Source organism: Paraoerskovia marina, assembly GCF_900105445.1.
In the GTDB taxonomy this organism is placed as follows: Bacteria; Actinomycetota; Actinomycetes; order Actinomycetales; family Cellulomonadaceae; genus Paraoerskovia; species Paraoerskovia marina.
Genome location: NZ_LT629776.1, coordinates 695,797 through 721,453, shown reverse-complemented (window position 1 = coordinate 721,453; position 25,657 = coordinate 695,797). Strand labels below are relative to the sequence as shown.

The 25,657-nt window shown below is 70.3% G+C and carries 20 protein-coding genes; 2 read left to right on the top strand and 18 right to left on the bottom strand.

The features are described from left to right. Positions 1-79: 79 nt before the first annotated feature. Positions 80-901 (bottom strand): ABC transporter permease, encoded by an 822-nt coding sequence (locus tag BLU20_RS03215; protein WP_083371573.1) that lies wholly within the window; start codon positions 899-901, stop codon positions 80-82. Beyond that, complete coding sequence (locus BLU20_RS03210) at positions 898-1,857, bottom strand: daunorubicin resistance protein DrrA family ABC transporter ATP-binding protein (protein WP_029254104.1); 960 nt, start codon at positions 1,855-1,857, stop codon at positions 898-900. Before BLU20_RS03210 ends, BLU20_RS03215 begins: the two co-directional genes overlap by 4 nt. Positions 1,858-2,292: 435 nt before the next feature. On the opposite strand from BLU20_RS03210, the gene BLU20_RS03205 reads away from it, so the two are divergent. Beyond that, positions 2,293-2,961, top strand: a complete 669-nt coding sequence (locus BLU20_RS03205; RefSeq protein WP_083371572.1) for an SDR family oxidoreductase — start codon at positions 2,293-2,295, stop codon at positions 2,959-2,961. 19 nt (positions 2,962-2,980) lie between these two features. On the opposite strand, the gene BLU20_RS03200 is transcribed toward BLU20_RS03205, so the two are convergent. The 12 genes from BLU20_RS03200 to BLU20_RS03145 form a co-directional block, all read right to left on the bottom strand. Further along, a complete protein-coding gene (locus tag BLU20_RS03200) occupies positions 2,981-3,826 on the bottom strand; it encodes a phosphoribosyltransferase family protein (protein ID WP_172828994.1) in 846 nt (281 codons plus the stop codon). Further along, positions 3,823-4,650 carry a phosphoribosyltransferase family protein gene (locus tag BLU20_RS03195; protein ID WP_083371570.1) on the bottom strand — a complete coding sequence of 276 codons (828 nt, stop codon included), beginning with the start codon at positions 4,648-4,650 and terminating at the stop codon, positions 3,823-3,825. Before BLU20_RS03195 ends, BLU20_RS03200 begins: the two co-directional genes overlap by 4 nt. Further along, positions 4,647-5,378 (bottom strand): HAD family hydrolase, encoded by a 732-nt coding sequence (locus BLU20_RS03190; protein WP_083371569.1) that lies wholly within the window; start codon positions 5,376-5,378, stop codon positions 4,647-4,649. Before BLU20_RS03190 ends, BLU20_RS03195 begins: the two co-directional genes overlap by 4 nt. 10 nt (positions 5,379-5,388) lie before the next feature. After that, positions 5,389-5,982, bottom strand: coding sequence for a TerD family protein (locus tag BLU20_RS03185; RefSeq protein ID WP_083371568.1), 594 nt, complete (start codon positions 5,980-5,982; stop codon positions 5,389-5,391). A 42-nt stretch (positions 5,983-6,024) separates the two neighbouring features. After that, on the bottom strand, positions 6,025-7,218 hold the full coding sequence (locus BLU20_RS03180; protein ID WP_083371567.1) for a DUF475 domain-containing protein: 1,194 nt from the start codon (positions 7,216-7,218) through the stop codon (positions 6,025-6,027). Between the two features lie 29 nt (positions 7,219-7,247). Further along, a complete protein-coding gene (locus BLU20_RS03175) occupies positions 7,248-7,835 on the bottom strand; it encodes a TerD family protein (protein ID WP_029254111.1) in 588 nt (195 codons plus the stop codon). Positions 7,836-7,840: 5 nt separating this feature from the next. After that, positions 7,841-8,428, bottom strand: a complete 588-nt coding sequence (locus tag BLU20_RS03170) for a TerD family protein (RefSeq protein ID WP_083371566.1) — start codon at positions 8,426-8,428, stop codon at positions 7,841-7,843. 31 nt (positions 8,429-8,459) lie between these two features. Then, positions 8,460-9,179 (bottom strand): hypothetical protein, encoded by a 720-nt coding sequence (locus BLU20_RS03165; protein WP_083371565.1) that lies wholly within the window; start codon positions 9,177-9,179, stop codon positions 8,460-8,462. Further along, positions 9,176-9,745 (bottom strand): TerD family protein, encoded by a 570-nt coding sequence (locus tag BLU20_RS03160; RefSeq protein ID WP_029254114.1) that lies wholly within the window; start codon positions 9,743-9,745, stop codon positions 9,176-9,178. Before BLU20_RS03160 ends, BLU20_RS03165 begins: the two co-directional genes overlap by 4 nt. Continuing rightward, positions 9,742-10,206, bottom strand: a complete 465-nt coding sequence (locus BLU20_RS03155; protein WP_083371564.1) for a hypothetical protein — start codon at positions 10,204-10,206, stop codon at positions 9,742-9,744. The genes BLU20_RS03160 and BLU20_RS03155 overlap by 4 nt, the downstream gene beginning before the upstream one ends. An 8-nt stretch (positions 10,207-10,214) precedes the next feature. Continuing rightward, positions 10,215-11,393: a toxic anion resistance protein gene (locus tag BLU20_RS03150; RefSeq protein ID WP_083371563.1), complete on the bottom strand. Its 1,179-nt coding sequence runs from the start codon at positions 11,391-11,393 to the stop codon at positions 10,215-10,217. A 227-nt stretch (positions 11,394-11,620) separates the two neighbouring features. After that, a complete protein-coding gene (locus tag BLU20_RS03145) occupies positions 11,621-16,399 on the bottom strand; it encodes a hypothetical protein (protein WP_157270280.1) in 4,779 nt (1,592 codons plus the stop codon). A gap of 353 nt (positions 16,400-16,752) precedes the next feature. Here BLU20_RS03145 and BLU20_RS03140 point away from each other — a divergent pair, with 353 nt between their 5' ends. Then, positions 16,753-17,427: a chitinase gene (locus BLU20_RS03140; protein WP_083372885.1), complete on the top strand. Its 675-nt coding sequence runs from the start codon at positions 16,753-16,755 to the stop codon at positions 17,425-17,427. Positions 17,428-17,508: 81 nt separating this feature from the next. On the opposite strand, the gene BLU20_RS03135 is transcribed toward BLU20_RS03140, so the two are convergent. The 4 genes from BLU20_RS03135 to BLU20_RS03120 all read right to left on the bottom strand — a co-directional run bounded on the left by BLU20_RS03135 (position 17,509) and on the right by BLU20_RS03120 (position 25,634). Further along, the gene (locus BLU20_RS03135) at positions 17,509-18,519 is read right to left on the bottom strand and encodes a glycoside hydrolase family 19 protein (protein WP_231959273.1); all 1,011 of its coding nucleotides are present in this window, start codon (positions 18,517-18,519) and stop codon (positions 17,509-17,511) included. 121 nt (positions 18,520-18,640) lie between these two features. Continuing rightward, the gene (locus BLU20_RS03130; protein ID WP_029253908.1) at positions 18,641-19,120 is read right to left on the bottom strand and encodes a hypothetical protein; all 480 of its coding nucleotides are present in this window, start codon (positions 19,118-19,120) and stop codon (positions 18,641-18,643) included. Between the two features lie 188 nt (positions 19,121-19,308). After that, positions 19,309-22,314: a hypothetical protein gene (locus BLU20_RS03125; RefSeq protein WP_157270278.1), complete on the bottom strand. Its 3,006-nt coding sequence runs from the start codon at positions 22,312-22,314 to the stop codon at positions 19,309-19,311. Beyond that, complete coding sequence (locus tag BLU20_RS03120) at positions 22,311-25,634, bottom strand: tubulin-like doman-containing protein (RefSeq protein ID WP_083371560.1); 3,324 nt, start codon at positions 25,632-25,634, stop codon at positions 22,311-22,313. Before BLU20_RS03120 ends, BLU20_RS03125 begins: the two co-directional genes overlap by 4 nt. Between the last annotated feature and the right edge of the window lie 23 nt (positions 25,635-25,657).

Below are 25,657 nucleotides of genomic sequence, written 5' to 3'. Positions count from 1 at the left end.
GGTTGAGCTCGTCGAAACCCGGCCTCGACAGGCTCGACCAGCGGGGTCTCGACAGGCTCGACCAGCGGGTCTCGACCCGCTACTTGCGGGAGGTCCTGCCCCGCAGCGCCCGGAACGCGATCGTGAAGCTGACCGCGCCCACGAGCAGGATCGCGGCAGCCCCCTGCCACAGGGCGGTGACGTCCCACCCGGTGCTGATCAACGAGCGGAGCGCGGCCAGCAGGTACGTCACGGGGTTGTAGTCGGCGATCGTCGCGAGCCAGCCGGTCAACGCCTCCTGCGGCAGGAACGTCGTCGTGAGGAACGCGAACGGGAAGAAGAGCAGAAAGCTGGAGTTCACCGCCGCAGGGTTTCCGGTGCGCAGTGCGATCGCGTAGGGGAACCCGGTGAACGCGAGCCCCCACGCCCCGGCGAAGAGCAGGAAGACCAGGACGCCGACGACGCCCGTCTCGAACGTCACCCCGAGGGCGAACCCGAGGATCAGGACCGGGATCGAGAGGCCGATCACGAGCGCGAGGTCGGCGACCATCAGGCCGAGCAGCAGCGCGGTCCGGTGCACGGGAGAGACGAGGAGCCGGTCGAAGTACCCGTCGGTGATGTCGGTGACGAGAGCGCTCGCCCGGGACACGCCGGTGACGGCGAAGACGATCGCCACCGGGATCTGGAAGGCCTTGAAGTCCTCGACACCGGTCGCACCGGCGATGTCGCCGAGGGCGCCGACGTTCACGACGAAGAAGAACAGCGGGATGATCAGCGCCGGGATGATCGCCTCGGGCTCGCGCGGGATCTGCCGCAGCGCGCGGAGCGCGACGGAGCTCAGGTCTCGCCAGAACCCTGCCGGCCGACCGACGATGCCGGTGGCCTCGGACTCGTCGCGTGCAGCCTGCTCGCGAGTGCTCATGACACGTCCTCCTGTTCCACGATCCGTTGCCCGGTCACGTCGAAGAACACGTCGTCGAGCGTCGGACGCCGCAGCGCGAGCTCGGTGACCTGCACCGACGCCTCGGACAGCGCGACCGCGATCGGGCTCAGCGACCGCGCGCCGTCCTCGACCGGCACCGTCAGCCGGGTGCCCTCCACCTGGATCTCGCCGGCGCCGTCGACCGCGTCGAGCGTGCGCCGCGCCCCGTCCACGTGGTCGTCCTCGACGTCGACAACCACCAGGTCCGAGCCGATCGACCGCTTGAGCTCGGCGGGCGGCCCCTCCGCGACGATCTTCCCGCCCGCGATGATCCCGACCCGGTCGGCGAGCTCGTCCGCCTCCTCGAGGTACTGCGTCGTGAGGAAGACCGTCATCCCGAGCTCGTCGTTGAGCCGCCTGACCTCCTCCCAGACCGCGACACGGCTGACCGGGTCGAGTCCCGTCGTCGGCTCGTCGAGGAACAGCACCTGCGGGTTGTGGACCAGCGCCATCGCGAGGTCGAGCCGACGCCGCATCCCGCCCGAGTAGGTCGCGACCCGCTGGTCGAGGGCGTCACCGATGTCGATCAGACGGCGCAGGTCGGACAGCCGCTGATCGGTCTCGGCCTTGGTCAGACCGTAGAAGCGGCCCTGCAGCCGGAGCAGCTCGACACCCGTCTGCTTGTCGTCGAGCGCGGCCTCCTGGAGCGCGACACCGATCCGCAGCCGGACGGCAGTCGGTTCCTTGTCGACGTCGTGCCCCGCCACAGTCGCTCGCCCTTCGGTCGGCGCCAGGAGAGTGCAGAGCACGCGCGTCAGCGTCGACTTCCCGGCACCATTCGGCCCGAGGAATCCGTAGATCTCCCCCGCGTGCACCTCCAGGTCGACAGCGTCGAGCGCGACCTTGTCGCCGAATCTCTTCGTGATCCCGTCCGCGCGGATCGCTGGTCCGTCCATCTGCCACCTCCCGGCATGGGCGTGTCCGGTGACGCGCCGTCGTGCAGTCCGGGTCTCAGTGTGACGAGCGCCACCGACACTCGCGCGTCGGGTCTGGTCTCGACAGGCTCGACCGACGAGGGTTGAGCTCGACCGACGAGGGGTGAGCTCGACCGACGCGGGTTGAGCTCGTCGAAACCCGGTCTCGACAGGCTCGACCAGCGCGGGTTGAGCTCGTCGAAACCCGGTCTCGACACGCTCGACCAGCGGGGTCTCGACAGGCTCGACCAGCGGGGCCTCGACAGGCTCGACCAGCGTTCGGGAATAGCCTGTTCGCTCAGAGCACCCCCGCCGTCGGCCCTCGTGGGTGGCGAGCAGCTTCCTGAGGGGGCAGCGTGGAAGAGGTTCCGAGGACGCGCCAACCAGCGCGTCCCCCATCGCTTCAAGGAGGACCCCATGGCGAAGATCGCTCTCATCGGTGCACACGGCAAGGTCGGACAGCTCGCCATCCCGGAGCTCGTCGACCGCGGCCACGAGGTCAGCGGCGTCATCCGCAGCGAGGACCAGTCGGAGTCGATCGAGAAGCTCGGCGCGACACCTCTGGTGCTGGACGTCGCGGGTGCCTCGTTCGAGCGCATGGTCGAGGCCTTCCGTGGGCACGACGCCGTCGTGTGGTCGGCGGGAGCCGGCGGCAAGGGCGGTGCGGAGACGACCTACGCCGTCGACCGCGACGCCGCGATCCGCTCGATGGACGCGGCCAAGGGCGCGGGCGTCGGCCGGTACGTGATGGTCTCGTTCATCGGCGCGGTCCCGAACCACGGTGTCCCCGAGACGGACTCCTTCTACCCGTACACGGACGCCAAGGTGACAGCGGACCTCCACCTGCGCGACAGCGAGCTCGACTGGACGATCCTCGGCCCGGGCGCCCTGACCGAGGACGAGGCCACCGGCCAGATCGCCGTCTACGGCGAGGACTCGGAGCTGCCGGGCAACGACGAGATGGGCACCTCGCGCGGCAACGTCGCGCTGACGATCGCCGAGGCGCTGGCCTCACCCGCGAGCATCGGCCAGTTCATCCGGTACACCGACGGTGGCACCCCGATCGGTGCGGCGCTGAGCCACTGACGGTCCGCGGGGCGTGCGGTCAGGCTCCGGCCGCCCACGCGCCCCGCAGCACGTCGAGTACACGCTCGGCGCCCGCACGGTTCGCCGGTGCGGCGCCGAGCGTGTCCGTCCGGACGGTCTCCTCGACCCATCGGCGCACCGACTCCGGCACCGACGCGCAGAAATCCTCGACCTCGGCCGCCGAGGCGGTCATGAGCGCCCGCAGCACGCGCGCGTTCGGCACGTAGCCCGCCATCCGCGCGAGGGCAGCCATGTCGGCGACCGTGCGCACCGCGACCGCGTTGATGCGCGCCTCGATCGTCGGGTCGTCGCCGCCGGTGCTCAGCACGTAGAGGTGGATGATCCGGCCGGCACCGGCGGAGCGCAGGGCGTCGGTCATCGCGCGCTCGTGCGTCCCGGTGACGCGGACGTCGTCGAGCACGACGACGGTGCGCCCCCGGACGTCGTCGACGACCTCGAGGTCCGTGGCCCGGAGGGCGAGCCCGCGCTGCGCGTGGGACATCGCGGCGAAGTCCGACGGCGAGGCACGGCGGCGTCGGACGCGCACCGCGGCACGCGGCGGCGACGGGTACGGGTGCGACGCCCCGAGCTCGCCGAGGAACGGGGCGAGCAGGCTCGCGGCGGCCGGCGGTGCGACGTCGTACCCCGGCACGGCGACGAGGAAGCCCCGCGGGTCGCTCAGCAGGCGGGGGACGCGGGCCGCGAGGGACGCGAGGGCCGACGCGAGCTCGACGGCGACGAGCCCGTCGCCATATTTGAAGCGGCTGTAGGCCGCCAGGTCGACGACGCGGTGGCGGGCACGGACGACCGGGCGACCCGCGGCGTCGGGCCGCACGGTCGCGAGCGTCAGGAACCCCGACGTCACGTCGCCGGGACCGGCTCGAGATCGGCGACCCCGTTGCGGTAGGACTCGACGAACGCGGGGCCGGTCGCGAGCGCGCCCGCGCGCATCTCCTCGACGAGGTCGGGCGTGCATTCCGCGAGGAACCGGCGACGCTCACCCTCGTCGGCACCGAGTACCCGCTTGAGCATCCGGATGGTCAGGTGCATCTCGCCCGTGCGTGCGAGCTCTGCCAGGTCGTCGAGCGACGCCGCCGCGGCGAGGTTGAGCCGCGACTCGATGCTCGGGTCGTGGGCCGCCGCACCGTCCATCACGGCGACGTAGGCGGCGACCTCCCGCCGTGGCCGGTCTCCTGCCGCCGCGAGCGCCGCGAAGATCGTGCGCTCGGCCGAGCCAGTCACCCGCACGTCGTCGACGACGACGACCTGCGCGCCGTCGAGCCGCTCGCGCAGCGTGAAGCCGATCGAGGCCAGCTCGGCGGCACGGTCGGCCGCGTCCGCCGTCGCGTAGTCCCGCGCCGTCACGGCGTCCTTGTGGACGTGGACGATCCGACCGGGCGGGCGCCCCCGGCGTGATCGCTCGTGGTCGACGACGTCGAGGGCGTGCCGGGCGAGGAACCAGCATGCCGGACGTACCGCGAGGTACGCGACGGGGAACACCACGTCCGCGGGGTCCTCGACCAGCGCGGGGACCTGCGCCACGAGGTCCTGTCCAACGGCGGTGCCGAAGTCGCGCAGGTCGGCCACGCTCCCGTGCTTCATCCGCGAGTACGCCGCGACGTCGAGGCCCGACGTCCACGGGTCGTGGGCGACGGTCCACGTGGCGACGCGACGGACCGTCGCTGTCACGCCGCGCCCTCCGCACGTGCGGCGACGAGGTTCTGCACGACCGCGTGGACCGACTCCGGCGAGTCGACGAGGCACGGGACGAGCCCGGCCGCGGTGGCGCCCGCGACGTCGGCCTCCGGGTTGTCCCCCACGTGGAGGACGGTCGACGCCGGCACGCCGAGGGCGTCGACCGTCGCCCGGAAGATCGCCGGGTCGGGCTTCGCCCGGCCGACCTCGTCCGAGAAGGTCGTGACGACGAACGGGTCGAGGAGGCCCAGGCGCGCGAGGACGCGACGCATCGTCACGCCCGGGATCATGCCGGTGTTGCTGGTCACGGCGAGCGGGACCCGCGCCGACAGCGCGGCGAGGCCCTCGGCGAGACCCGGATGCATCGCACGCGGCGGGTGGGCCTCGACGAGGGCGTCCTGCGCCTCGAGCAGGCGACGCACGGTGGGGGCGTCCACCACGTCGCTCCTCCCGGCCGCGACCAGGGCCGCCCCGACGCGATGCCGCACGTCGAGGTCGACCCCGGTGCGTTCGCACTCACGGTCGGTACGACGGTCGGCCTCACGGAGCGTTGCGGCGAAGTCGTCCACCGGCCCCGTCAGCCCCAGCACCTCGTGGAACGCCGCCGCGCGGGCTCTCTTGAAGTCCGGGTTGCTGCGTACCAGCGTGAGCCAGATATCGAAGCTCACCGCCCGGACGTCGTCGGTCCCGGGAAGGGCCGTGGACGCCTGCTCGCGCGTCACGGTCGGACGATCAGATCGCGCCCAGGGCGAGCGGCGCGAGCTGGTGCGCCGTCTTTGCGTGCCCCGGCGTGCCGATCGCGGTGAACTTCCAGCCGGTGGCCGAGCGCGACACCCGGGCCATCACGAGGGCGGTGTGCGGACCGGACTCGGAGAGCCCGAACCGTGCCAGCTCGGCGTCGCCGGCGTCGGCGTTCACGGCACGCACGTAGGCGTTGTCGATCTCGGCGAAGCTGTCCCCGGAGTAGGAGTTCACCGTGAAGACGACGTGCTCCACGCTCGGGGCGAGCGCCGAGAGGTTCACGACGATCGACTCGTCGTCGCCGTCGCCGGCACCCGTGAGGTTGTCGCCGGTGTGCTGGACGGAACCGTCCTTGGAGCGCAGCTGGCCGAAGAAGACGATGTCGAGGACGCGTCCCTCGCCGATCAGGAGCGCCGAGGCGTCCAGGTCGATGTTTCGCTGGACCTGCTTGGTGCCACCGAACAGGGTCTTCTTCTCGACGACCTTCACGTCCCAGCCGAGGCCGAGCCGGACGGTGCGCAGGTCGGATCCGGTGTCGTTCTTGGTCAGATCGATCGTCTGGCCCTTGGTGAGGCTGATAGCCATGTGGTTCTCCTGAGTTCTTGAAGGGGTGGTCGCGGTGAAGCGTCAGCGATCGGCGCCGACGGCGACCGGGCTGTCGTCGTAGTCACCGTCGGATCCGGCGGTGGGGTCCGCGTCCTGGTCGACGTCCGCGTCCTGATCGGCCGGCGAGGCAGTCGTCTCGTCGGCGGATGCGGCCTCGCGCCGGTTGGCGACGACGGACGCGGTCCACGCGGTGACGATGAAGGCCAGGCCCGTGAGGCCGATGACCAGCTCGGGGATGTCGAACGCGAGCGTGAGGATCAGCAGGGTGGCGAGCGCGCCGATCGCCCAGTGCGCCCCGTGCTCGAGGTAGCGGTACTCGGCCAGGGTCCCGCGACGGACGAGGTAGACCGTCATGGACCGGACGAAGAGCGCCCCGACGCCGAGCCCGAGGGCGATGATGAGCGGGTCCGGGGTGATCGCGAACGCCCCGATGACGCCGTCGAACGAGAACGTCGCGTCGAGCACCTCGAGGAACATGAACATCGAGAACGCCGCCTTGCCGGCCAGGCGGACCTGGGCACCGGCGCCCGACGCCGCACGGTCCAGCTCGGCAGCGCGCTTCTCCTCCTGCGCCTCCATCAGCGAGGCGACCCCGTTGACGGACAGGTAGATCACCATGCCGAGCAGGCCCGAGAAGAGGACGGTGCCCCGCTCGGACTCGTCGACCAGCACGTCCGAGGCGACCAGGAGCACGACGCCCGCGACCACGACGGTGAGCACGTCGAGCCTGCCGAGCTTCTGCAGCGGCCGCTCGATCCACGAGAGCCACGCGATCTCGCGCTCCGGGTCGAAGAGGAAGTCGAGGAACAGCATGAACAGGAAGATCCCGCCGAACGCCGCGATGCTCGTGTGCGCCTGCTCGAGGATGTACCCGTAGGTGCCCGGCTCGTGCGGGTCACCCTTCTCCATCGCGAGCGTGACGGCCTCCACCGGCGTGATCCCCCCGCTGACGCAGACGATCACGAACGGGAAGATCAGCCGCATGCCGAAGACGGCGATGAGGATGCCGACGGTGAGGAACATCTTCTGCCAGAAGTCGTTCATCCTGGTCAGGTACTTCGCGTTCACCGCCGCGTTGTCGAACGAGAACACGATCTCGACGACGATCAGGATCGCGGCGAGCCAGACGGCCGCCCAGCCCTGGTACACGAACGCGATGACCAGCGCTGCGACGAGGACGATGATGTCCCACTTGAAATGTCTGACGGTGTCCATGCGAGATGCTCCTCAGTGTGTGGTCGGCGTCAGCCGACGCCGATGCCGAAGTCGGTGACGACGCCGGCGAGACCCGTCGTGTAGCCCTGGCCGATCGCCCGGAACTTCCAGCCCGACTCGTGGCGGTAGAGCTCGCCGAAGACCAGCGCGGTCTCCATAGCGGCGTCCTCGCCGAGGTCGAAGCGGACGCTCGAGTCCCCGTTCGCGGGGTCGTCCCCGTCGACGACGCGGATGTACGCGCCCGAGACCTGCCCGAAGGTCTGCCCGCGCTCGTCGGCGGACTCGATGCTCGCGACGAAGACGATCCGGGCGGCGTCGGGCGAGAGGCCGCCGAGGTCGACGTTCAGCTGCTCGTCGTCGCCGTCACCGGCTCCCGTGCGGTTGTCCCCCGCGTGGACGACGCAGCCCGACGGGTCACGAAGGTTGTTGTAGAAGACGAAGTGCGCGTCCGAGAGCACCTTGCCGTCGGCGCCGAGGACGAGCGCGGAGGCGTCGAGGTCGAACGGTGCCCCGTCCGTCGTCCGGATGTCCCAGCCGAGGCCGACGACGGCCCGGGACATCCCGGGCGCGACCTTGGCGAGCGAGACGTTGGCACCCTTGCTGAGGTTGACGACCATGGTGATCAGCCCGCCTGCAGGCCGTAGTCGGCGATGACGCCGGCCAGACCGCTCGAGTAGCCCTGCCCGATCGCGCGGAACTTCCAGTCCGTGCCGTGGCGGTAGAGCTCGCCGAAGACCAGCGCGGTCTCCATGGACGCATCCTCGCCCAGGTCGTACGTGACGACCTTGGAGAGGTCGTGCGGGTAGTCGCCGTCGTAGACGCGCACGTAGGCGTCGGCGACCTGTCCGAAGTTCTGCCCGCGAGCCGCGGCGTCGTGGATCGAGGCGAGGATGACGATGCGCTGCACCTGCGCGGGGATGCCGGGCAGGTCGACGTTGATGGTCTCGTCGTCGCCGTCACCGGCGCCCGTGAGGTTGTCGCCCTGGTGCACGACGCTCCCAGAGGGGTCCTGCAGGTTGTGGTAGAAGACGAAGTGCCCGTCCGAGAGCGCCTTGCCGTCCGCGCCCACGAGGATCGCGGAGGCGTCGAGGTCGAACGGCGCACCGTCCGTCGTGCGGGGGTCCCAGCCGAGCCCGACGCATGCGTGCGTCATACCGGGGGCGACCTTCTCCAGCGAGATGTTCCCGCCCTTGGCCAGCGTGATAGCCATCATCGTCCTTTCGTCATGTGTGATGAACCGTTCAGCCTGCGACGGGGGTCGCAGGGTCCTGCCAGGAGATGCGGTCGAACCCGTGGGCGCGGGCGACGCCGCGAAGACCGTCGTCGACCCGCCGCCCCTGCGCGCGCAGCACCAGTCCGCTACGGGTCCGGGTGCCGAGCAGCACCACCGCGGTCTCGCCACCGCCGGTGGCACGGACCGGGATCTCGACGCGGGCACCGTCGAAGGTCGAGATCGCGACGACACCCTCGTCCCGGGCGCCCGTCAGCGCGAGCGCGAAGCGCCGGAGCGCCGGACCTGCACCGAGGTCGACGGCCACGCTCGTGCCGTTCAGGGTCACGACGGGGCGCGACGCCGACGGAGCGTGGCCCGGCAGCGGGCCGACGACGACCGCGTGGGTCCGTGCGTCTCCGTCGCTCGTCTCGACGAAGACCGCCGCGCGGACGGCGTCGGGCGCGTGGACCTCGACGGCCAGGCTGCCCGTGGCCGCCTGGACCCGGTCGAGCTGCACCACCGGGTCGGCCGGCCCGAGCTGCCGGAACGAGCCCGGCTCGAGGACGGGGACCTGGGTGAGCAGCGTCGGCGCCGGGCGTCGGGACGCACGACGGCGGTCGGGTGCGGTCGGCGGGGCGACCGGTGCGGGGACGTGCGCGGCTGCCGATGCGACGGGGGACGGCGCAACGGGTGCCGGGGTGGCCCGGGGCCGCCGTCGGACGCGCAGGAAGGCCGAGGTGTCGGTCAAGACGTCAGCCCGAACTCGTCGGTGACGCCGCGCAGGCCTGCCGAGTACCCCTGCCCGACCACCTTGAACTTCCAGTGCTCGCGGTGGCGGTAGACCTCGCCGAGCAGCACGGCGGTCTCGGTGCCGAACGACGCCGCAAGGTTCTCCGAGGAGGCGAGCGGCCGCCCGGACTCCGCGTCGAGGACGCGCACCCGGCACGTGGAGAGCTGGCCGAGCGTCCGACGTCGTGGGCTGCCCTCGTTCACGTACAGCACGAAGACGACCTTGCTGACCGTGTCCGGGACGTCCGCGAGGAAGACCTCGACCTGCTCGACGTCGTGCCCCAGCGCGGAGTCGAGGGCCGCGACCGAGAGGTCGGACGACGTCATCTGGTTCCAGAAGACCAGGCTCTCGCGACCCACGGCGCGACCGTCGGCGCCGCAGAGCACCGCCGCGAGCGTCAGGCTCTCGGCCAGCGCCGGCTCCAGCGTGCGATCCCACTCGACGCCCACCGCGACCGCGGACAGCCCGGGGTTCTCCTTGGTCAGCGAGACGTTGCCGCCCCGGGCGATTCCACCGGTACTCACAGGTCACTCCCCGTAAATCGTGTCTCCAGGAAGATCCCCTGGGCCTCGAGCGCCCGCAGGTCGTCGTCGACGACGGCCTCGACGAGCTCCTCCGCGGCGCCGTGCAGGACTTCCAGCTGGTCGACGAGCCGCGCGTCGTGCGCGTGGTCGTGGTCGTGGCGCACGACGGCGAGGTGCCGGCTCACCGAGGTCGGCAGGTAGTCACCGGCCATGCCGCGGACGGCCACCCGCACCTCGGTCCGGATCTCGTCCCGTGCGAGGACGACGCGCAGCCGGTCCGTGACGCGCCGGGCGAGCACGACGGCGTCCGCGGGGAGCGTGCCCGCGGCCGCCTCGACCTGGGCGTCCGCCCGGTCGACCATCTGGGCCAGCTCGGCGCGCTCGTCCAGGACGGGCTCGACGGCCGCCGAGACAGCACTCGTCGCGCGGCCGAAGATCCGGCCGAACAGTCGTTCAGACATCGGTCGGGTCAGACCACGTCTGCCTGGCGGGTCCGCTCCACGTACGGACGTGCGCGCTCGACCTGCTGCTCGAGCTGCCCGATGGTGGTCGCCATGGTCTCGGTCGCCTGGGCGCGGAAGGTGTCGATGGCGTCCATGGTCGCGAAGACGTTCTCGAACGCGGCCTCGAGCTTCTGCACCTCGAGCGTGCTGGTGGCGGCCTGCTGCTGGATCTCGGCACCCTGCTGGCGCAGCTGGCGCGAGGTCGACTCGATCAGGTCCGAGGTGGTCGAGTTCAGCGCGTTGATCTGGTCGAGCACCAGCTTCTGCTGCCCGAGTGCCTGCGAGACGATCACCGCGGTCCGCAGTGCGGCCACCGTGGTGTTCTGCGCGCGGTCGACGCCGCGGACGAGCTCGAGGTTGTTCTTGCGGATCAGGTCCATCGCGAGGTAACCCTGGACCGAGACCGCCATCTGGGTCATGACGTCCTGGCTCCGCTGGCGGACGGCGAAGAGCACGTCCGAGCGCATCGCGTCGGCCTTCTCCTGCCGGCCGGAGACCTCGAGCTCGGCGATCTTCTCCTCGACGACCGTGTCGAGGACGTCGAGCTCGGCCTTGATCTCGCCGAGACGACCCATGGTCTCCCACAGGCGGTTGCGCTCGACGTCGATCGCGGCGTTGTCCTTGCGCAGCTCGTCCTGCCCCGAGGACAGCGAGCGGATGATCGAGTCCAGGTGCGACTGGGCGGACTGGTAGCGCGCGAAGTACCGGTCGATCTTGTTGCCGCCGGGCAGCCACTTCAGGACCTTCTTCACGCCGACGAGGTCGGCCCGGTTCGGGTCGAGCTCCGTGACGGTGTTGCGCAGGTCGACGAGCGTCCGGCCGACCTTGCCCTGCGGGCTCGACGCGGAGGCCTGGGCCGCCGGGCGCTCGAGCATGCGGTTCGAGGCCTGGGCGGACGCCCGCAGCTCCTTGGCCCCGAGCGCGCCGATGCCGTCGACGCGACGCGAGAAGTCCGGGGACTTCTCGTCCACCGAGACGAGTTCCGCGACGAGCACCTCGGCCTTGCGGCGGGCCTCGGTCTGCTTCTCCAGCGCGACCGGGCTCTGGGCCGCGACCGTGGACACGGCCTGCTCCGGAGTGACGACGGGAGGGGCCGCGGGGGCCTCGAGGATCAGGGGTGCCGCGGATGCGGTCGGCGTCGACATTGAACTTCTGCTCCGTCTTTTCGGCAATACGATTCTTGGCCGTCCTGACGATATGCGTTACCGCTTATAGACGGAGAAGTGACCGTATGACGGACACGCGAAGATCAACCCTTTCAGTCCGTGCTATCGGTTCGACCGAATATACCGGTTTGCACCTTTCCCATGCCGGGTACGACGACGCCCCGGCACCTTCCGTCGAGAAGGTGCCGGGGCGTCGTCGTGCGGGATCAGGCCAGGCGGCGGAACGCCAGCACACCGGCTCCGACCGTCAGGAGCCCGAGCGCGACGAGTCCGAGAAGTGCGAGATCCGCACCGGTCTCGGCCAGACCGCCCTCGTCCGTCACCTCAGCGGCGACGTCCGAACCCTCGGGCGACGGGATCGAGGTGCCGAGCACCTCGGAGTCCGGGGTCTCGGACGCCTCGGGCTCGCCCTCGGTCGACGGCGCCGTGGTCTCGGGGTCCGTGGGCTCCGTCGTCTCGGTCCCCGTCTCCGTGACGGGCGGTGCCGCGGCACAGGCGGGCGTCGCCGGCGGGTAGGAGAGGTCCACCGAGATCTCCGGGTTGACCTCGAGCGTCGCCGTGATGTCCCCCCGGGTCCACGCGAAGTTCCCGTCGGTCTCAACCCACGAGCCGTCCTCGGTCTGCGCCCAGCCCGGCCACCCGGTCGGCGTCTCGCCGTCCTCGGCGACCGAGGCACCGGGCCACAGCACCTTGCCCGAGAGCGTGCCGTCCGCACCGAGCTCGCCGAGCTCGACGGTCGACGTCTCGGTGCCGTCCGTCAGGACGATGCGTGCTGCGGTACCCGTCGACTGACCGTCCGGGTCCGTGAGGGTGACGTCGTAGAAGATCCACGGCGCGTCCTTCAGGCACTCGCCGGTGGCGACCGACCCGGTCAGAGCAGGCTCCTGCGGGGCGGGGCACGCCTCGAGCGAGTCGGTGAACGTCCAGGTCCAGGCGTCTGCCGCCTGCCCCTCACCCTCCGCCAGGACGAACCCGGGGTTGGGGAGCGCGGTGACGACGACGCCGTCCGCCGTGGTCTGCGTGCTGTACGTGACGCCCTCGACCTCGGGCAGCGTGGCCGTGATGTTCACGTCCGTGCCGCACTGGTCCTCGACGGTCGGCTCGACCGGCTCGACGACGACGGGCGCGGGCGGGCACTCGACCCCCGCCTCACCCAGGTCCACCGGCCAGGTGACCGTGGAGCCACCCTCGACGTCGGCGTTCTCGAGGATGTGCGCGGTTCCGTCGACGACGGCCGTGACGATCCACGCGCCGCCGACCTGGTCGGCCGAGTAGCTGACGCCGTCGATCTGCGGGAAGGAGATCCCGTCGGCGCCGAGACCGCACTGCTGGTCGACGACCGGAGGCGTCGCGGTCACGCAGTCACGGGTGTCCCGCTCGAACGTGAACCACTTGACCGACTCGTCGTTGGCCGAGTGGTTCGACAGGGCGTAGCCGTCCTGGACCGTGGCCTTGACCCGCCAGTCGCCCGACGGCGCGACCCATGCCTCGTACGAGACGCCGTCGACCTCGGGGAGGACGACCTCGTCGCCCTCGGTCCCGCACTGGTCGACGACGGTCGGGGTGGCCGCGGTGACCTCGATCGGCTCCCAGCAGTCGGCCGCCTCGTCGATGGTGAACGCGTAGGTCGCCTTGCCCGAGGGGCTCAGCTCCCACCCGTCACCGAGGTTCCCGTCGAACGAGAAGTCGGCCTCCGGCGTCGCGATCACGAGATAGTCACCGGCGGCGAGCGCACCCAGGTCGCCAGGCTTGCCGTTGTTCACGTCCGTGCCGTTGAAGACGTAGACCGACTTCACGCCGTCGAGCTCGGGGACGGAGACCGACCCGGCCGTGACGGACTGGCCGAACAGCTCACCCGGGACGGCCTCGCACTCCGCCTGCGTGACCTCGACCGCGGGGGTCGCGTCGCAGAGCTCGAACGAGTCGCCCTTGGTCCACTGCCACGAGTCGGGGTTCTTCGTGTCGCTCGGCTTGTCGGTGAGGATGTAGCCCTCGTCCGGCGTCGCGACGACCTTCAGGCCGTTCTTGGTCTCGGTGACCTCGTAGGAGATGCCCTCGACCGGCGTCGTGGTGGCCGACAGGTTCATCGACGCACCGCACTGGTCGTCCCACTCCGGGGTGACCGGCGTGACCTCGAGGGGCTCCCAGCAGTCGGCAGCCTCGTCGATGGTGAAGGCGAACGTCGCCTTGCCCGAGGGACTGAGCTTCCAGCCCTCGGCGAGCGCACCGTCGAACGTGAAGCCGTTGGCCGGCGTCGCGATCACGTTGTACGCACCCGGGGCCAGAGCACCGAGGTCGTCCGGCTTGCCGGTGCTGACGTCGGTGCCGTTGAACACGTAGACGGACCGGATGCCGACGAGCGACGTGACCTGGACCGACCCGTCGGTCACGTCCTGCCCGAACAACTCACCGGGGACGGCGGTGCAGACAGGCTGCACGACGTCGACCGACGGCGTCGCGGGCAGCGGCTCCCAGCAGTCGGCGGGCTGCTCGACCGTGAGGGTGTAGGTCGCCTTGCCGGACGAGCTGAGCTTCCAGCCGTCCGTCAGCGCGCCGTCGAACGTGTGCCCCGCCGCAGGCGTGGCGATCACGAAGTACTGACCCGGCTCCAGCTCCGACCAGCTCGACGGCTTGCCGTTGCTCGTGTCCGTGCCGTTGAAGACGTGGATCGACGAGATGCCCTCGTTCTTGGTGAACGAGACCGCGCCGTCGGAGAACTCCTGACCGAACAGCTCACCCGGGACGGCCGTGCAGACCGGCTGCGTGAGCTCGAGCGCGGGCGTGACCGGCTCGAGCACGGGCTCGGGCGCGGCGAACGTGAAGGTGTGGCAGTTGAACGTCATCGACGAGATGACCCCGTCACCGGCCGGACCGGTGCCGAGCGAGTACCCGACGTAGCGGACGTTCGCGTCCGGGTACAGGGCGAGCCACTCGTCGAGCGTGCCGTAGCCGCTCGAGTTTCCGCTGAAGTAGGTGCTCTCGACGGGCGCGTCGAACGTCGTCTTGGTGAACCACCACTGGTCAGCGCGGGTCGGGTAGTTGTACGCCTCATTGACCAGGACGCCGTCCCACTTGTCGTCGCCGTTCAGGTCGACACCCATCTGGAGCCCGGGCGCCGTACCGGTCCCGGTCCACTCCATCGACGGAGCACCGGCGACCGCGAGGTCGAACGAGAGACCGTTGTAGCCGACAGCCTTGCCGCCCTGAGGGTTGTGAACCTCAAGACCGGCGGTCGTGACCTCGGACGAGCCGCCCGAGTGGCTCTCCGACGTGTCCCAGTCCGTCAGGTCCGCGAACGTGACCGTCTCGAAGGACTCGCACTGCTGGACGACCGGGACCTCGGGGTAGGAGCACGGCTGGTTCTCGTTCGTCGAGAACGTGCCCTTCTTGCCACCGTCCCAGAAGATCGAGACACCAGCAGCCGGCGACGTCAACGCGTGATACGTCCGGTCACCATCAGCAGGCATCGTGCCCTCCAGCAGCGCCGGACCGTTGCCCACACGCATCTGCCAGGCCGTCTCGACCGACGACTGCTGAATCACCTGAACGATGTAGTCACCAGCAGCGAACTCCTGACCACCCGGCACGTTCTCCACCGGACCGTCCTGCGTCGCCAAGCACACGAACCCAGCATTCAGCTTCGGGGCGACCACCGGCTCGGGGTAGGAGCACGGCTGGGTCTCGTTCGTCGAGAACGTGCCCTTGCTTCCACCGTCCCAGTGAATCTTCACGCCATCGACGGCCGACTTCAACGCGTGATACGTCCGGCCACCATCGGCCGGCATCGTGCCCGTGAGCAGCGGCGTCTGGTTCCCGACGCGCAGCTGCCAGTCCGTCTCGACCGACGACTGCTGAATCACCTGAACGATGTAGTCACCAGCAGCGAACTCCTGACCACCCGGCACGTTCTCCACCGGACCGTCCTGCGTCGCCTTGCACACAAACCCAGCATTCAGCTTCGGGGCGACCACCGGCTCGGGGTAGGAGCACGGCTGGGTCTCGTTCGTCGAGAACGTGCCCTTCTTGCCACCGTCCCAGAAGATCGAGACACCAGCAGCCGGCGACGTCAACGCGTGATACGTCCGGCCACCATCAGCAGGCATCGTGCCCTCCAGCAGCGCCGGACCGTTGCCCACACGCATCTGCCAGGCCGTCTCGACCGACGACTGCTGAATCACCTGAACGATGTAGTCACCAGCAGCGAACTCCTGACCACCCGGCACGTTCTCCACCGGACCGTCCTGCGTCGCCAAGCACACGAACCCAGCATTCAGCTTCGGGGCGACCACCGGCTCGGGGTAGGAGCACGGCTGGGTCTCGTTCGTCGAGAACGTGCCCTTGCTTCCACCGTCCCAGTGAATCTTCACGCCATCGACGGCCGACTTCAACGCGTGATACGTCCGGCCACCATCGGCCGGCATCGTGCCCGTGAGCAGCGGCGTCTGGTTCCCGACGCGCAGCTGCCAGTCCGTCTCGACCGACGACTGCTGAATCACCTGAACGATGTAGTCACCAGCAGCGAACTCCTGACCACCCGGCACGTTCTCCACCGGACCGTCCTGCGTCGCCTTGCACACAAACCCAGCATTCAGCTTCGGGGTGGCGGCCGACGGCACCTCGACCTTCTGCACCTCGCGGTACGAGACGTGGCTGATGTCCTGCACCTGGCCGTTCCCGTTCGTCGCGGGCGACGAGATCGTGACGCTCGCCGACGGCGTGTCGAGCTTGTCGTACTTGACGACCTTCGCCGCCTTCACGCAGGTCTCGTCGATGAGGTAGCCGTCCCGCGCGGTGACGGTGTAGGTCTTTCCGCTCAGTCCGTCGACCTTGGTCCAGCCAGCGCTGCCGTCGGAGTTGCAGGTCTCCTGCCCGTTGCCGTTGCCGCTACCGGCGATCGCCATCGGGACGGCGACGACGGCTCCGAGGAGCACGAGGGCGATCGCGATGATCATCGCGATCGAGGGTCTCAAGGACTTGACATTCATGCAGGATTGCTCGCTCTCACGACGCGTTCAGAAGGGTGGCCGAGGAGACTCTAGGACGCTTGTCCAACTGCCAGGAAGCCCCAGTTTCCGGGCCATATGAGGCGGAGAGGCAAAATTCATCCGGTTTATGCCCCACCAGGGGTCAAACTCGGGCAATTCGGACGCTTCGTGTTACCGAAATGTAATCTACTTTTCACCCTCCCCGATCCAGGATTCGGACGCCGCGCGGGTCCGCGAGCGCGACGACGCGGGCCCCGAGCGTCGAGGTACGTAGATTGCTCATCGTGTCGGCGGCGTATCAGGATGACGGTCGGCCGCAGCGACGCGCGGCGCTCACACTCCCGGAGGTCTCGATGCCCGACACACCCGCTCCCGTCCCGCCGCAGGACGCCACCGGCTCCGCGACGCAGCCGTTCGTCGTCTCGGAGGCGCAGTTCGACCAGATGTTCCCGTCGCGGAACTCGTTCTACACCTACGCCGGTCTGGTCGACGCGCTGAAGGCGTACCCGGAGTTCGCGAGCACGGGTGGCGAGGAGGTCGCCAAGCGTGAGGCCGCGGCCTTCCTCGCCAACGTCGACCACGAGACGCTCAACCTCCAGTACGTCACGGAGATCAACACGGCCCTGTACGGCAACTACTGCGACCCCGCACAGCCCTACGGCTGCCCCGCGGGCAACGACGCCTACTTCGGCCGCGGGCCCATCCAGCTGAGCTGGAACTTCAACTACAAGACCGCCGGCGACGCCCTCGGTATCGACCTGCTTCACCACCCCGAGCTCGTCGAGACCGACGCGTCCGTCGCCTGGCAGACCGGCATCTGGTACTGGATGACCCAGCCCGGCGAGGGCGAGTTCACCGGTCACGAGGCGATCGTCGACGAGCACGGGTTCGCCGAGGCGATCCGGGCCATCAACGGACCGCTCGAGTGCGACGGCGGCAACCCGCGCCAGGTGCAGTCACGGGTCGACCGCTTCGTCGCCTTCTGCGACATCCTGGAGACGACGCCCGGACACCATCTGTCCTGCTGACCGCCCCCCACGCACGAGGCCCGGTGAGGATCACTCCTCACCGGGCCTCGCGCCGTCGTCGGACGTGCCGACCGGATCAGGTCAGCAGCTGAGGTTGTTCCCCGGCGTCGTGCCGATGATCGACGTGAACTCCTGGAAGTAGTTCACGCGCGCCTGCACCTGCCCGGTGTTGCCACCGTTGCACTCCAGTGCGCCGTTGATCGAGCGGATGCTCTCACCGAAGCCCGCACCGTTGACGATCGCCTCGTGGCCGGTCATGGTGCCCGGGCCGTTCTGCGTCATCCAGTACCAGATACCCGTCTGCCAGGCGACGGAGGAGTCCTCCTGGACGAGGTTCGGGTTGTTCAGCAGGTCGATGCCCAGCGCGTCGCCCGCGGCCTTGTAGTTGAAGTTCCAGCTCAGCTGGATGGGCCCACGGCCGTAGTACGCCGCCTGTCCGGCAGGGCAGCCGTACGGCTGGTTGGCGTCGCAGTAGTGCGGGTAGTTCGCGGTGTTGATCTCCGTGACGTAGCGCAGGTGGCCCGTCTCGTGCGCGATGTTCGCGAGGAAGGCCGCGGCCTCACGCTTGGCGACCACGTCGCCGCCCGTGCTCGCGAACTCCGGGTACGCCTTCAGCGCGTCGACCAGACCGGCGTAGGTGTAGAACGAGTTCCGCGACGGGAACATCTGGTTGAACTGCGCCTCCGTGACCACGAAGTCGGAGGACGGCGCGGTGGTCGTCGGGTCCGGTGTGGGGTCGGTGGTGGGGTCCGTCGTCGGATCGGTGGTCGGGTCGGGCGTCGGGGTGCTGCCGCCACAGGCGACACCGTTGCGCCACGGGCCCCACGGGCCACCCGTGCCCGGCTCGTCGTTGAGCGTCCAGTACGAGGCGGTCCAGTTCTTGCCGTCGATCGAGACGACGTCGCCCCCGGTGTAGACGGTCGAGGACGACCACGCGGCGGCACACGTGGCAGCCGCGGCGCGCTGCGCCGTCGAGACCGCGACGGCCATCGTCGCCACGAGCGCGAGAACCGCCGCCAGGGCGGTGAGAAAGAAGACACGGCGAGCAGGCGTCGTCGCCCGGGCCGTGGAGGAATGGTTGAGAGCAGACACGCGTATCTCAGCCTTCGTCGAAGTTCCCCGCACACGCGGGCTTCTTGCCAGCGTGACCAGGGACGACGCGGTGCGCAACACACTTACGGGACAATACGTACACGGGCCTGGCCGGTACGGGTCACTCCGTGCAGTGCACGCACAGCCCCGTCGACGGCAGCTCCATGAAGCACCTCGGGCACGGGACCGGCTGCGGCACCGACGGCTTCTCGGCGACCTTCGAGGCGCGCGCCGCCTTGATCACGGGCGCTTCCGGCTTCTCCCCCGGCGCGACGTAGCGCACCGAGAAGCGCGAGCCCTTCGGGTACCAGCGCGCGACGTCGAGCCCCAGGTACTTCTCGTCCAGCTCCGCGTCGCCGTGGCCGTCGAAGACCCACCGAGAGGTCTCGTCGTCGTGCCACCACCCGTCGATCCACCACGCGCCCGCCACCACGCCGTCCCGGACCGCCAGCGCGACCTGCGTCGCCTCCGGTCCCTTGCGACGCACCGCACCGACCGCCCAGCCCGTGTGCGAGGCCTCGTACAGCGCGTCTGGCGACACCTCGTCGTCCAGGTGGGACAGGCGGATCAGGACGACGCGGTGAGAGATGGCCTTCGGCATGCGGACCCTGTTTCTCGCCGGGCAGGACCGCGGCGGTGGAGTACGGCCCGACGACGTGGGCCGGCACTGGTCGGAGAAGATCCCGGGAGGACTGGAATCTCACCGGTCACAGACGGTCGACGACGAGTACGTGGACATCACCCACGGTAGCCCAGTCGGGGACACCGCCCCGACACGGCGACGCAGGGTCAGACCCAGGCCTGCCCGTCTTCGACGGCGACGGGCGAGTCCTCCTCGGGTGCCTCGGCCGCCTCGGGCTCCGGTGCCGGCGAATTTCTCGGTGAGAACGCCGTCAGCTCCCGCGCAGCCACCCGCGCGGAGACGTCGGCGCGCAGGGCGACCGAGCCGCTCGCACGCTCCGTCTCAAGCCCGTCCGCCCACTCCGTACCGGCGACCCGCGGAATCCAGACGATGGACCGGCGCACGTAGTGCTTGCGGTTCTGCTGACCCAACGGCGTGAACATGTCGTTGACGAACGCCGTCGCGTCACCGATCGTCGCGCGGTAGAACTCCGGCTCGGCGAGCACCTCGCCGTCACCGTAGATCCCGACCCGCGTCACCCGCCGGGCAGGGAGCCGGATCTCGTCCGCCTCCACGACCTCGCGCACGTGCCCCGCAGCCTCCTCGGCAAGCTGGGTCGACGGGTACCCGGAACGCCAGAACTCGACCAGGCGTCGACGGACGCTCGCGTGGCTCTCGCTCACGTCGATGTCGACGGCCGGGTACCCGCCCGGCTCCTCGACGGCGTTCCTCTCCTTGAAGAGCTCGTACGCCCGCAGGTAGTTCTCCGTGTTCCAGCCCCGCCGGTAGATCGTCTGGATGCACGTGACGATCAACGAGGTCGGCAGCTCGTCGTCGACCGAGACCTGCTGCGCGACGGCGGTCGCCGCCGGCAGCGCATCCACCGCAGACTCGGGGATGTGCGGCTCGACGGACGGCACGGTGCCGAACCCTCCGTGCAGCACGTGCCCGATCAGCTCGGTCCAGTCGACCAGGAGCCGGTAGACCAGGGCGAGACGCCGCGCCTCACGCCCCGAGTGCACGTAGTTCTCGGCCGCACGCACCCGGCGGTCACGCGCCTCGACGACCTCCCACTGATACCGACGGATCGCCTTGTAGTAGGCGTGGTTGGCGACGATCAGCACGACCACAGCCCCGACGAGCAGACCCACCGTCCACCACACGGCCGTCCACAGCGACTCGTCCATGAGGTAGACGACAGCCCACGCGACCAGCGAGAACACGAGCCACAGCAGCGGCGCGATCCGCCACGTCGAGATCAGCCGACGCTGCGCTCGGACGAGGGTCTCGTGCGGCGGCGGCTCAGGGGCGAGGGCCTGCTTCGCCGCCTCGTGCCGCTGCTCGTGCCCACGACGGCGCTCCTCGATCTTTGAGGACAGGCGGTACAGGAGCGACCCCCGTGCCGACTCCGTCGTGTCGCGGAACGACTTCAGGTCGCGCTCAGCCTCCTCGGCGGCGCGGTCTGCGAGCTGGGCGGGGGTGTCGACGGGCTCGGTCGGGGTCTCGACGGGCTTGGTCTCGACAGGCTCGACCGGCGATTCGGGGTCGGTCTCGGTCTCGGTCTCGACAGGCTCGACCGGCGGTTCCGGCTTGGTCTCGGGCTCGGGCTCGACAGGCTCGACCGGGGGTTCCGGCTCGGTCTCGACAGGCTTGGTCTCGACTGGCTCGACTGGCTCGACTGGCTCGACCGGCGGTTCCGGCTCGGTCTCGACAGGCTCGACCAGCGGTTCGGGCTCGACCCGCGCGGCGGCCTCCTGCGCGTGGAGCTCTCGGGCCTTGGCTCGAAGCGCCGTCGCACGCGCCTGACGCCGCTCGCCCTCGGCCCGGATCTCGGCGGGCTCCGGCCGGACGACGCGCCCGTCCTCCCCGTGCACCGCCAGGAACGGCGCCGGGGCGAGGTCGTCCGCACCGAGGAGCTCGCGCTGCCCCGCGTACGTCGGCTCGTCGAACCCCTCGGGCAACGACCCGCCGTCGTTCAGGGAGAAGCAGAACTCCCGCAGGTCGGCCCACGTCCGCGGCGACGGGACGGCGATGCTCTCGGCCTCACGCTCTGCCTCGATCTGCTCGATCTCCGCGGACTGGGTCCGGAGCCACTGCTCGGCGTGCGCTCGCAGGCTCGACGGCGACGAGGGGCCGAACCGCACGATCGTGTCGCTGTCCTCCCCCACCAGTCCGCGCGTCGCGGCGCGCTCGATCTTCTGCTTGCCGATGCCCACGGTCCACTTCGCGACCGTCCCGACGGTCCGCAGGTTGAACCGCGCGGCCTCCTTGAAGGTCCGCCACGGCGTCTCCTGGCGACGGCGCGGGCGGTCGATCGACACGCGCTCCGCCTCGCGCCACGTGGACCCCTGCTCGACGTGGTCGAGCGCGCGCTGGACCAGACGTGCCGGGTCTGCGGCGCCCCGGCCCCACGTGGAGAACGCGCCCGCTCCGACGGGCTCGTCCTCGACGGTCTCCATCGCGCGCGACGTCATGCGCCGCGCGACGTCCTCGCCCACGACGGCTCGTACCGAGAAGCGCACGACCACGGAGTCGCCGTCGTGCGTGGTGGAGTCGGACTGGACGAGGTCGAGCGCGCCGCCGGGGACGCCGTCGAGCACCCCGCCGACCGCGCACAGGGCCGACGCGGCGTGCCCGAGGAAGTTGGACCCGTCGCGGACGAACACGCTCGCACGGTCGAGGTCGGGCCGGTCCTCGGACGAGATCACGGCATTGACGTCCCACTCGGCGATCAGCATCTCAGGATCGAGGTCGACGACGCCGCTCGCCGGGATGACGACGTTCGCCCGGACCAGGCGCGTCCCCCCGCGCTTGCCGTCGCTCGCCCGGGGCAGGACTCCGCGGATCTGCTGCGCCACGAGTCGTCCGACCTCGACGAGCTCACGGTCTGCCTTCTCTCCCGGGACGGCGAGATGCCCGACGACGACGCGGAGCGTGGCGAGCCGGTGACGGCCGACGGCGCGGAACAGGTCCGTCGTCGTGACCCCCTCGTCGTCGATCAGGTCGGCCTCGACGGCGGGCGGGCCGTACTCGCTCGCGGTGATGCCCCCGGGCCGCACCCACAGCGACGAGCCGATCAGGCCCTGGGCCGCCCAGCTGGCGACGAGCGACTCGAGCTCGTCGCCGCGGGCGCCGTCCCCGACGAGGAAGACGGTGAGCTGATCTGTGGTCACGCCCACCCTCCGTCTTCGCTCTCGAGCTCGAGGGCGTCGACGGCGCGGCGGAGGTCGCCGAGCGCGGCGATCACGACGTGGCGCAGGTCGAACATCGGGGGCGAGTCGAGCATGTCGTGCTGCTGCTCGATCTTGTCGAAGTAGGCGCCGAAGCGCTGGATGAAGCGGTTGAAGCGCGCGGAGGCCTCCTCCCGACGGCTCGACCACGTGCCGGCGGCGTCCGGTCCTGTGCGGTGGTTCTCGCCGTTGAGGATCCAGCGGCGCAGCTCGCGGCCGATCTCCTCGTACCCCGCGTCGCTGCCGCTGCCGGAGCGGCCGAGGTCGAGGAGCCGGCTGTAGGGCGCGATCGGCTCGAGGGACTCCTTGTTGTTGACCTCGAGGAGCGCCAGGTTGATGCCCTCGAGGATCGCCGCGAGCGCGTCGGGGCCGTCGAGACGGCCGCCCCCGGACAGCAGCGGCGAGGGGAACGAGACCATCTCGCCGCTGATGCCGTTGCGCGCGGGCACGTAGATGCCCGCGGCGTCGTCGCGGAGGTCGAGCTGGCCGAGGGCTCCGGCGACGAACCAGCCGCGGACCATCGACTCCAGCACCCCGGGAGACATCGGCAGCGACTCGGAGAGGGGCCGTGCCCGGCGCCAGCGCCAGAACTCCGAGCGGGAGTCGCTGGCCTTGGACCGCGCACCCCACTCGGCCTTGATCGGCCGCATGAGGCTGTCGAAGACGACAGGCTCGTAGGGCTCCCCGAGCACCGTGAAGATGTCGATGAAGTCGACCTTGGCGTCGCCGAAGGCCTTGTCGACCTTCTCGGACCACTGGTTGCGGGACTCCAGCACGCGGCGGATCAGGGACTGGGCGGGCGACTTGGACGAGAAGGGGATCTCGCTGAAGGTGGCCGTGTACTTGATCTCGTGCTTCTCGTGCACCTGCACGAGCACCGCGGGGTTGATGCTGACGAGCGGGGCGGCCCCGTTGAGGGCGGCGATGAACTGGCCCTCGAACCGCTCGAGGCGCCGCATGTGCTCGGCCGGCTCGGCCTTCTCGGGGTCGAGGTAGTGCGAGAGCCCCTGGGCCATGAACGCGCCGACGGTCGTGCCCGGGCGGGTCAGCCAGGTCTCGGCACGCCCGAGGACGTCCTCGGCGCGCGCGGCCAGGCGGAACGAGGCCCGCGTCGGCACGGCGGTGGCGGAGGCGACGACCTGGTGGTCGCGCGGCACCCAGGCGGCCTCGGGCCGGATCAGCGTCTGCCCCGCGGCCTCGACCGAGTCGACCCCGAGGATCACCTGGACGTCGGCGTCCGCGCGGTGCGAGACGCCGTCGTCGGACGCGACGGTGCGCTGGACGAGGTCGTCGAGGATCTGCGGGTAGGACTCGGGCGGGTCCACGAGGAACTCGTTGGGTGCGGGGCGCAGACGGGTGGGGACGACGTCGCGCTCCGGCCAGGACTCGACGATCTCGCCGTCGCTCGCGAGCTTCTGGTACGCGTGGGAGACCGCCTCGGTCAGCGGGGCGAGCACGTTCTCCGCGAAGTCGGGCAGCAGGGAGACCGCGAGCTCGCGGACCTCTGCCTCGGCCTGCGAGCGCAGTGCGTCCACGGCAGCCCGGATCGCGTTCTGGATGAGCTCGCTCTCGGCGGTGATCACGGTGCTCGAGTTCTCGCCGAGCGCGCTCTGCACGTACCCGTGCAGTCCGGCGGCGCTGCGCTTGTAGCTGGCGGCCTCGCTGCTGAGCTCCTCGCGGACGTGCGTGAGCTCGGTGTCGAGCTTGCCGAGCACCTCGACCATGACGGGCGCCCCGTTGAGCGCGATGCTCTTCGACGTCTGCGCGACCAGGTGGCGCTGGATGTCGGTCGTCCACCGGGCGGCTCGCGCGTGCCGGGCCTCGCGCTGCTGCGAGAGGAACGACGACGCCCGGTCGTTGACCGTGTTGATGACGGTGCGGCGGATGTTCTCCACCGTGTCGCCCTTCTTGGGGATCCTCTCCTTGACGAGCTCGAGGACCTTGCGGGCAAGGAGCTTGCGGGCATCGTCCTGGTCGGTCGGCCGTAGCGCGTCGATGATGTCGTTGTTCTCCTGGCCGCGCTCGTCCAGCCCGGAGTGCCGCAGAAAACCGCCGAACGCCGACTCCGCGGCCTCGCGGATCACCTGCTTCTCGGTGCGGTCGTCGCCGGAGCGGCGCAGCTCCTCGTGCCGGTGCAGAAGCCGCGTCGTCGCGGAGCGGGCGAGGTGCTGGGACGCGTAGTCGCGGAACCGGTCGCGGCCGAGGCCGACGCGTGCCGACCCCATCGCCGAGAGCGGCGTCTCCGTCCCGGGCGAGTGCAGCGGCAGGTGGTCGGGCACCGACGACGCGGAGTTCGACCAGTTGGTCTGGACGTACGCCGAGAGGTAGTCCTGGAGGGTCGGGCTCGTCACCCACGAGGCGAGCGACCGGCCGAGCGCCCGGTAGATGTCGTTCTGCGAGGCGTAGCTGACGAACTCGTTGCTGCTGCCCACGATGTACGGGAACCGGGGGCCACTCCGGACGGCGGCGCCGAGCTGCAGACCGTACTTGGCGAAGAGCTCGGTCGTGGCCTCCGAGGGTCCGCTGGCGTTCCAGTACCCGTTGAGGATCTCGCCGATGGTCGCGAGCGAGTTGGGCCGGACCCCGCGACGGTTCTCCTCCGGCAGGTAGTCGAAGACGTCCGGGGCGTACAGCAGCCCGACGATCTCCGAGGCCCACTTGTCCCCCAGCGAGCGGACGGCGTCGCAGACGTCCACGACAGCGCCGGCGCCCGAGCCACCGGCGATCGAGGAGACGACCACGACCGTGGGCGAGTCCTTCGACGTCGACGCCCCGGCACCGAGCAGCCGCGTGACCTCCGCGAGCTCTCCGTCGACCTCGGCGCCCGTGAGCTGGCGGCGCGCCGTGTTGAGCGCCTCCTTGATGCGCGTCATGCCCGCCACCGTGATGATGCGGCCGAGCGCGCGGTACTGGCCCGCACCCTTGGACGCCGGGACGTTGACCTTGTTCGGGTCGGGCCGCCAGCTCGCGACGGCGTCCCGCAGGTGCGGCCCGCCCTGGTTCACCATCGCGGCGTCGATGGTCCGGTAGTCGACCCCGCTCGCGACGAGGCCCTGGTAGTCGCGCTCCGGCAGCTGTGCCGGGAGGTCGCGGTCGTCACCGTCGGCGTGCGTCGGGACGTCGATGTGCACGAACTGCCAGGCCTGCGGGAGGTCGCCCTCCCAGCCTGCCTGGGCCAGTCGACGCGTCAGGTCGTCGCGCACCACACGGAGGGTCTTGCCCCCGGAGCCACCGACACCGATGAGGAGGAATGGGCGGAGCATCGTGGAACCCTTCGTCGTGCTGT

Coding starts and splice junctions, on each gene's coding strand:
- BLU20_RS03215 (WP_083371573.1), bottom strand. CDS start 901: ATGAGCACTCGCGAGCAGGCTGCACGCGACGAGTCCGAGGCCACCGGC.
- BLU20_RS03210 (WP_029254104.1), bottom strand. CDS start 1,857: ATGGACGGACCAGCGATCCGCGCGGACGGGATCACGAAGAGATTCGGC.
- BLU20_RS03205 (WP_083371572.1), top strand. CDS start 2,293: ATGGCGAAGATCGCTCTCATCGGTGCACACGGCAAGGTCGGACAGCTC.
- BLU20_RS03185 (WP_083371568.1), bottom strand. CDS start 5,982: ATGGCTATCAGCCTCACCAAGGGCCAGACGATCGATCTGACCAAGAAC.
- BLU20_RS03180 (WP_083371567.1), bottom strand. CDS start 7,218: ATGGACACCGTCAGACATTTCAAGTGGGACATCATCGTCCTCGTCGCA.
- BLU20_RS03175 (WP_029254111.1), bottom strand. CDS start 7,835: ATGGTCGTCAACCTCAGCAAGGGTGCCAACGTCTCGCTCGCCAAGGTC.
- BLU20_RS03170 (WP_083371566.1), bottom strand. CDS start 8,428: ATGGCTATCACGCTGGCCAAGGGCGGGAACATCTCGCTGGAGAAGGTC.
- BLU20_RS03155 (WP_083371564.1), bottom strand. CDS start 10,206: ATGTCTGAACGACTGTTCGGCCGGATCTTCGGCCGCGCGACGAGTGCT.
- BLU20_RS03150 (WP_083371563.1), bottom strand. CDS start 11,393: ATGTCGACGCCGACCGCATCCGCGGCACCCCTGATCCTCGAGGCCCCC.
- BLU20_RS03145 (WP_157270280.1), bottom strand. CDS start 16,399: ATGAATGTCAAGTCCTTGAGACCCTCGATCGCGATGATCATCGCGATC.
- BLU20_RS03140 (WP_083372885.1), top strand. CDS start 16,753: ATGCCCGACACACCCGCTCCCGTCCCGCCGCAGGACGCCACCGGCTCC.
- BLU20_RS03130 (WP_029253908.1), bottom strand. CDS start 19,120: ATGCCGAAGGCCATCTCTCACCGCGTCGTCCTGATCCGCCTGTCCCAC.
- BLU20_RS03120 (WP_083371560.1), bottom strand. CDS start 25,634: ATGCTCCGCCCATTCCTCCTCATCGGTGTCGGTGGCTCCGGGGGCAAG.